Origin of the sequence: uncultured Nostoc sp., from assembly GCF_964245575.1 — a bacterium.
In the GTDB taxonomy this organism is placed as follows: Bacteria; Cyanobacteriota; Cyanobacteriia; order Cyanobacteriales; family Nostocaceae; genus Nostoc.
Genome location: NZ_CAXTNP010000126.1, coordinates 15,993 through 22,420 on the forward strand (window position 1 = coordinate 15,993; position 6,428 = coordinate 22,420).

Consider the following 6,428-nt stretch of genomic DNA (forward strand, 5'->3'; position numbering starts at 1 on the left):
ATTGGGAATTGGGAATTGGGAATTGGGAATTGGGAATTGGGAATTGGGAATTGGGTTTTGGAAAATAGTATTTTTCATCTTAGTCCCCAGTCCCCAGTCCCTAGTCCCCAGTCCCTAGTCCCCAGTCCCTAGTCCCTACACTGGTGACAATACCTTGATCTTGTCTTCTAAAGAGTTCATCAAGGACTGGAAGGGCTGAATGAATTTGTCAATACCTTCAGCTAACAGTTCATCCATTACGGCATTGAGATCGATGTTGATGTCGGGATCTTTGAGGTTTTCGATCAGCGTGTAGGCATTATCTACATCTGTTTCTAAGCGATCGCTCACGTTACAATGATCGGCACAAGCTTTAATGGTCGCTGGTGGTACGGTGTTAACGGTATCCCGGCCAACCAACTCTTCGATATACATCACGTCGTTGTAGTTGGGGTCTTTGGTGCTAGTACTAGCCCAAAGTAGCCGTTGTACTGTGGCTCCTTTTGCTGCCAAGGCTTTCCAACGATCGCTCTCGATAATTTTCTTGTATTCCTGGTACGCAATCTTGGCGTTAGCGATCGCTACTTTCCCTTTAACATCTCTTAGCTTTGCTTCCACAGAAATATCATCAACGCCTTTTTTCAACTTAGCATCAATTTTGCCGTCAATGTTGCTATCGATCCGGCTGAGGAAGAAGCTAGCGACTGAAGCAATTTTACTGATGTCTTTACCTTCAGCCAACCGTTTTTCTAAGCCCCGAATATAAGCCCAAGCTGTGTTTATGTAGCTATCTACAGAAAACAGCAACGTAATATTAACATTCATTCCTTCGGCTATTACCTGCTCCACTGCTGGCAAACCAGGTTCTGTACCGGGAATTTTAATCATCAGATTTTCCCGACCAATTTCTTGGAAATAGCGCCGGGCTTCGTTTATTGTTGCTTCAGTATCATGGGCGATAGTTGGCGGTACTTCAATACTCACATAACCATCTAGTCTATTCGAGGCTTCAAAAACAGGGCGTAAAATATCACAAGCATTACGGATATCTGCAAAAACTAGAGATTCGTAAATTTTGTATATCGGTAAGCCAGCACGAACTCCAGCTTCGATATCGGCATCATAAATGACGTTACCTGCGATCGCTTTTTCAAAGATAGCTGGGTTAGAAGTAATCCCAGATATACCTTGATTTTCAACCATATCTTTGAGTTCACCTGATTGAATAATGTCACGGGTCAAATTATCCATCCAGATACTTTGACCGTATTGCTTAATTTCTAGTAGATGATTGGTAGACATAGCTCTAATTTGTTTCACTCCTGTATAGTGATGTTTCTAAGTAAAGTTGGCAAAACGCATCAAATATTGATGGTTACTTTTGCATTGTGGCGTTGCCAATCACTTCTGGCATCGGCCAGCTGAGATAATCTTTAATACATCTTCAAGAAGTGCTATTCTGCATTGCCAATCTTAAATCACCATGATTAACTTTTAATTAATGCCAGATGCTAGACGCATCCTTGATCCTCTTATTACTGTCTTCTAGTGCAGCATGGCAAAAATAACTATCCAGTTGAAAAAGTTTAAAAAGCTTTATTTACAAGCTTCTTTTCTGATAAATTGTGCTTTTTTACACTAGTGTCCGTTTTGAATAAAAGACTCCACCTTTGCTACATCCTCTTTGCTACCAATAATTAAAGGTGTGCGTTGATGCAATTTTTTCGGCACCACATCCAAGATATTTACTAGCCCTGTAGTGGCGCGACCGCCCGCTTGTTCAATCAAAAAGGCTAGAGGAGCGGTTTCATAAAGCAAGCGCAATTTACCTTCTGGGTTTTGAATTGTGCCTGGGTAGAGAAACACGCCGCCTTGAACTAAAATTCTATGGATGTCGCTCACCATTGCGCCGCTATAACGAGCGCTGTAGCCTTCTGTGCGATGAACGTAGCGGATGTATTCTCGAATCGATTCTTCCCACTGCCAGAAGTTACCCTCATTCACGCTGTAAACAGAACCGTGGTTAGGAATTCGGATATTTTCTTCTGTGAGAATAAATTCTCCTAAGCTGGGATCAAGGACAAAGGAATGAACGCCCTTACCTATAGTATAAACCAGCATTGTGCTGGGGCCATATAGAATATATCCGGCAGCGAGTTGCTTACGTCCGTTGGTGAGGAGGTCAGTTGCTTTGCGATCGCTATCAGTTCCTTCTTGTTGGCGAATGGCGAAAATAGAACCTAAGCTGAGATTATTATCAGTGTTGGATGAGCCATCAATTGGATCATACAGCAGAGTATAGCGCCCAATGGGGCAATTTTCCGGGATGTAGTAGGGATTTTCCATTTCCTCAGAAGCCAGGCGACAGACTAAGCCGCTTTGCTTAAAAACTGAGATAAATACATCATTAGCATAGACATCCATCTTTTTGACGGATTCTCCTTGGACATTAACTTCCCCAGTAAATCCGAGAACGCCTTCCATTAAACCAGCGCGACTCATGCGGCGAGCAACCAGTTTGCCGGCCAGGGCGATGCGATTCATCAGCGCACTTAAATCCTGTGCATCTGGCGAAAAACTCTGAAGTTGCTGTAAGACGTGACGGGATAAGGTTGTACAATCACGATCTAGGGATTTGTCTGTAACTTCATTGATAGACAAGTCTAAAGAATCTGGCGCTTTAGCCATTTTTATGTTCTCCGCAGCCACTAGCTGTTAATTGGGTTTTAGTCATGTATGGCAACTTATGGTTGCTGCTTCTATCTTAGAAAGGTAATTTGATAACTTAGATGCGACTTTAGATAAACTAAAGAAATGAATTTTCAGTGACTCCTGCACTCAGAGCATAGATACGTACTAATTCGTCTAATACATCACCAGTATTGAGGAAGTGATTTACCTAAATCAAGCGAATACAGAAAGTTATAAAGGTAGCTAAATCACTGCCTATTATTTGCAACCAGAGCTATCCTGAAGTTATGGCAAAACAGGTCTAAATAGCTAGGCGTAAATAAATTAAAGTTTATAGTAAGGACTTTAGTCCTTCATGTGTAGGGTGCGTTATTGCGTAGCGTAACGCACTTAGACCTACGTATATTTTGGAGTTGTTTCAAAAATCAAATATAAGTCCAAGCGATCGCACTAAACCACTTTATCTTCCATACATTTTTGCAACCGTAAATCTAAGTGGTTATAATATAAAGAGTCTTGGGCGATTAGCACAGGGGTAGCGCACATCCTTCACACGGATGGGGTCACTGGTTCAAATCCAGTATCGCCCACTGAGTAATATCAAAGGTTTCAGCTAACTAACTAATATCTCCTTCAATAGAGTAAGTAGCTCGGCGTAAATAAATTAAAGTTTGTAGTGAGTTAGCGCGGTCTTGGGGGTTTCCCCCATGAGCGGCTAACTTTCCCGTTGGGTAAGGACTTTAGTCATAATAATCCTTGTTTTGAACGATGAATCGCTCACTACGAACTAGGATTTTATTTTATGTTTAAGAGGTTGTTTGAAAAGTAGTTGGCTGTATCTTTGCAGTTATTGATCCCCCCTAACCCACGCCAGTCGTTATAGTTTGCAAAAATAATTGTGATGCAGCTATAACGGTGGATAAAGAGAGGATAACTCAATATTGACAGTGTTAATGCTGGAGAAAGCGCCTTATTTTATTGGTTAACAAATCTCATCAGTTATGGTAGTTGCTAGTTAAGATAAGCAGTGGAAACACTAAATTATCGGAGTAAGGAACGTGGCAAATATTCAGGGCACCTCTGGAAACGACTATCTAGCTGGGACTCAAGGAAGCGATCAAATATACGGCAATGCAGGCGATGACACTCTAATAGGTGGGGCGGGTAATGACTACTTAGTGGGAGAAGCTGGTAATGACATTCTCACTGGTGGTAATGGTAGAGATACCTTTGTCCTGAATTACTCAGGTGGCGGTATTGATACAATTACAGACTTTTCAGTTAGTAATGATATTCTTAAAGTTACTACTTCAACTATTGGCGCTTCTAACTATCTTATAGGTACACGATCATCTCTGAGCAATTCATCTTTGAGCAATTATGAAGTGATTGAAGATGGTGCTATTGACTCTACTAAGTTTACAACTCGTTCACTAACGCTCGGGTCGAGTAACGCTAGCCAATCTGCTAATATTTTTACATATAACGCAAGCACTGGTGCTCTATTTTATTTGAATCAGCAGATAGCCTGGCTACCTCCTAACCTTAACTGGAATACAGCTGTTGTAGTGGCTTCGAAAACTACTAATAATAATGATGAATTAAAAATCTAACTCCCAGCAGAGTTTCCTACTAGAGTTGGGGAGAGCCAAACTCTCCTTACACTGTGTATACACAAGTGAGGGGTTCGCGTTTTGATTACGGAATTGGTGTTCTAGCTGCGATCGCCTTGTTTTGTTTCTTTACCAATCTCATCTGTAATGCTAATTGCTAGTTAAAATCATCAGTATAAACACTAATTTCTCCGGGAGTAAGAAACGTGGCAATTCAAGGCAGCCCTGGAAACGACTATCTAGCTGGGACTCAAGTAGACGATCAAATATACGGCAATGGAGGCAATGACACTCTAATAGGTGCGACAGGTAATGACTACTTAGTGGGAGGAGTTGGTAATGACATTCTCACTGGTGGTAGTGGTAAAGATACCTTTGTCTTGTATTACTCCGGTGGCGGTATTGATACAATTACAGACTTCTCATTTCAGACCGACGTTCTTAAAATTACTAGCGCTCCTATTCCCCCTAGCTATAACATCGTCCCTCCAAAGGAGTCTGTGGATACAGTATCCCCTTCTGGAGCCAAGGCTCTTGATACAACTACAGACTGCTCAGTTAAGGATAAAAATGTTCTTAAAATTACTACCGCTCCTACTGAGATCATGACTAACGCCACCTCTAAAAAGAAGTCTCTACCTGTGATTAAACAAGATGGAATATACGATTATGAGGGCAAGAATATTGATACAATTATAGACTTCTCAGCTGATAATAAAGATGTTATTAAAAATAACACCCTTTCTCTTGGCATCATTCAAAATAGCTCATCAAGTCTAAACAGTGCAAAGACTAATGGATTGAATTCAAGTGCAAGCACACTTCCTTCTTATTTAACATATAACCCAGCCACCGGAGCTTTATTTTATCTTCAGCAGCAGTTAGCTTGGCTACCTCCTAACCTGGACTAGGTTTAAAATTCTCCGGCTGAAATTTTTACAGTGCTGTTGTAACAGGGGATTAGTACTAATCAAAAACCTAACTTTCCAGTAGAGTTACCTAAAGAGGGGTACGGGCAAAGGTTGGCACAAGCACTGCTAAAGTGGTTTCTGTCAATGAAGTTTTCAAGGGTTAGGAGACAAGTTTTGTGAGTTTAAGAAGTTGGTTTGATCGCGGTTGCCACTTAGGATTGTTGGGCTTGGTGATTCTAGTGGGTGCGATTGGAATAGAAGGAGGCGATCGCACATCCGCTCAGGTCACTCCCGATGCCTCTTTGGGAACTAAAGTGGAGCCAACCGACAATGGAACCTACCAAATTACAGGCGGCACAGAGGTTGGTGGGAGAAACTTATTCCACAGTTTCAATCGTTTTGATGTTCCTGATGGAGGAAGTGCCAATTTTCTCAATGACCCAACGATAGTCAATATTTTTTCACGAGTTACAGGGGGAAATCCATCAAATATTCAAGGAGTGATTAGCGCCCAAGGTAAAGCTAATCTCTTTTTAATAAATCCCTACGGCATTATATTTGGAGAAAATGCCACATTAAATATTCCCGGTTCATTTATTGGAACAACAGCAAGTGCGATCCAGTTTACGGGTGGTGGAGAATTTTCCATGACTTCACCCGTCAATCCGCTTAACCCCTTGCTGAGAGTGAATCCTTCTGCATTTCTATTTAATCAAATATCTCAGCCTATTAAGTCGATTCAAGTCAATGAAGCAATGCTATCCGTTCCTGAGAGTCAGAGTTTAGTGCTGTTGGGAGGCGATGTGAATTTAGAAGGAGCCACACTGGACGCTCCAGATGGTCGAGTCGAATTAGGAGGATTGGCAGAAGTAGGAACGGTAGGGTTGAACATTGATAACAACAATTTCCGCTTAAGTTTTCCTGAGAGTGTAGCGCGAGCTGATGTATCTCTTAGCAATCTAACTACAGTAAGTGCTAGTGGTGAAGGCGGTGGTAGTATCCAGGTACAAGGCAGGCACGTTACATTCGCCGATGATTCAAGTATTGCGGTTAATACGCTAGTCTCAAAATCGGGAGGAACATTAGTAGTTAACGCATCGGAGTTGGTAGAACTCTTGGGAGGAAGCAGCCTGGTGACTAACACAGAAGCATCTGGAACTGCGGGAGAATTAAGGATTGAAACTGGGCGGTTGATTGTTCAAGATGGTTCGCAGATTTCAGCTTCCACTTCTGA

5 protein-coding genes and 1 tRNA gene are annotated in these 6,428 nt (G+C 41.8%); 4 read left to right on the forward strand and 2 right to left on the reverse strand.

Going from position 1 to position 6,428, the window contains the following annotated elements; all coding sequences use genetic code 11:
• Nucleotides 1-135 precede the first annotated feature (135 nt).
• Together tal and fbp are read right to left on the reverse strand one after the other, a co-directional pair.
• Entirely contained in the window at nt 136-1,281 is a 1,146-nt protein-coding gene (gene tal, locus ACFFAP_RS20225; RefSeq protein ID WP_375512882.1) for a transaldolase, read from the reverse strand.
• A gap of 336 nt (nt 1,282-1,617) precedes the next feature.
• Entirely contained in the window at nt 1,618-2,667 is a 1,050-nt protein-coding gene (gene fbp / locus ACFFAP_RS20230) for a class 1 fructose-bisphosphatase (RefSeq protein ID WP_375512883.1), read from the reverse strand.
• A gap of 521 nt (nt 2,668-3,188) precedes the next feature.
• On the opposite strand from fbp, the gene ACFFAP_RS20235 reads away from it, so the two are divergent.
• The 4 genes from ACFFAP_RS20235 to ACFFAP_RS20250 all read left to right on the forward strand — a co-directional run.
• Nucleotides 3,189-3,260 (forward strand) — tRNA-Val (locus ACFFAP_RS20235).
• 468 nt (nt 3,261-3,728) lie between these two features.
• Entirely contained in the window at nt 3,729-4,283 is a 555-nt protein-coding gene (locus ACFFAP_RS20240) for a calcium-binding protein (protein ID WP_375512884.1), read from the forward strand.
• A gap of 206 nt (nt 4,284-4,489) precedes the next feature.
• On the forward strand, nt 4,490-5,194 hold the full coding sequence (locus ACFFAP_RS20245) for a hypothetical protein (protein WP_375512885.1): 705 nt from the start codon (nt 4,490-4,492) through the stop codon (nt 5,192-5,194).
• Nucleotides 5,195-5,370: 176 nt separating this feature from the next.
• Nucleotides 5,371-6,428 (forward strand): filamentous hemagglutinin N-terminal domain-containing protein (locus tag ACFFAP_RS20250; RefSeq protein ID WP_375512886.1); only part of this gene is annotated, 1,058 nt, incomplete at its 3' end.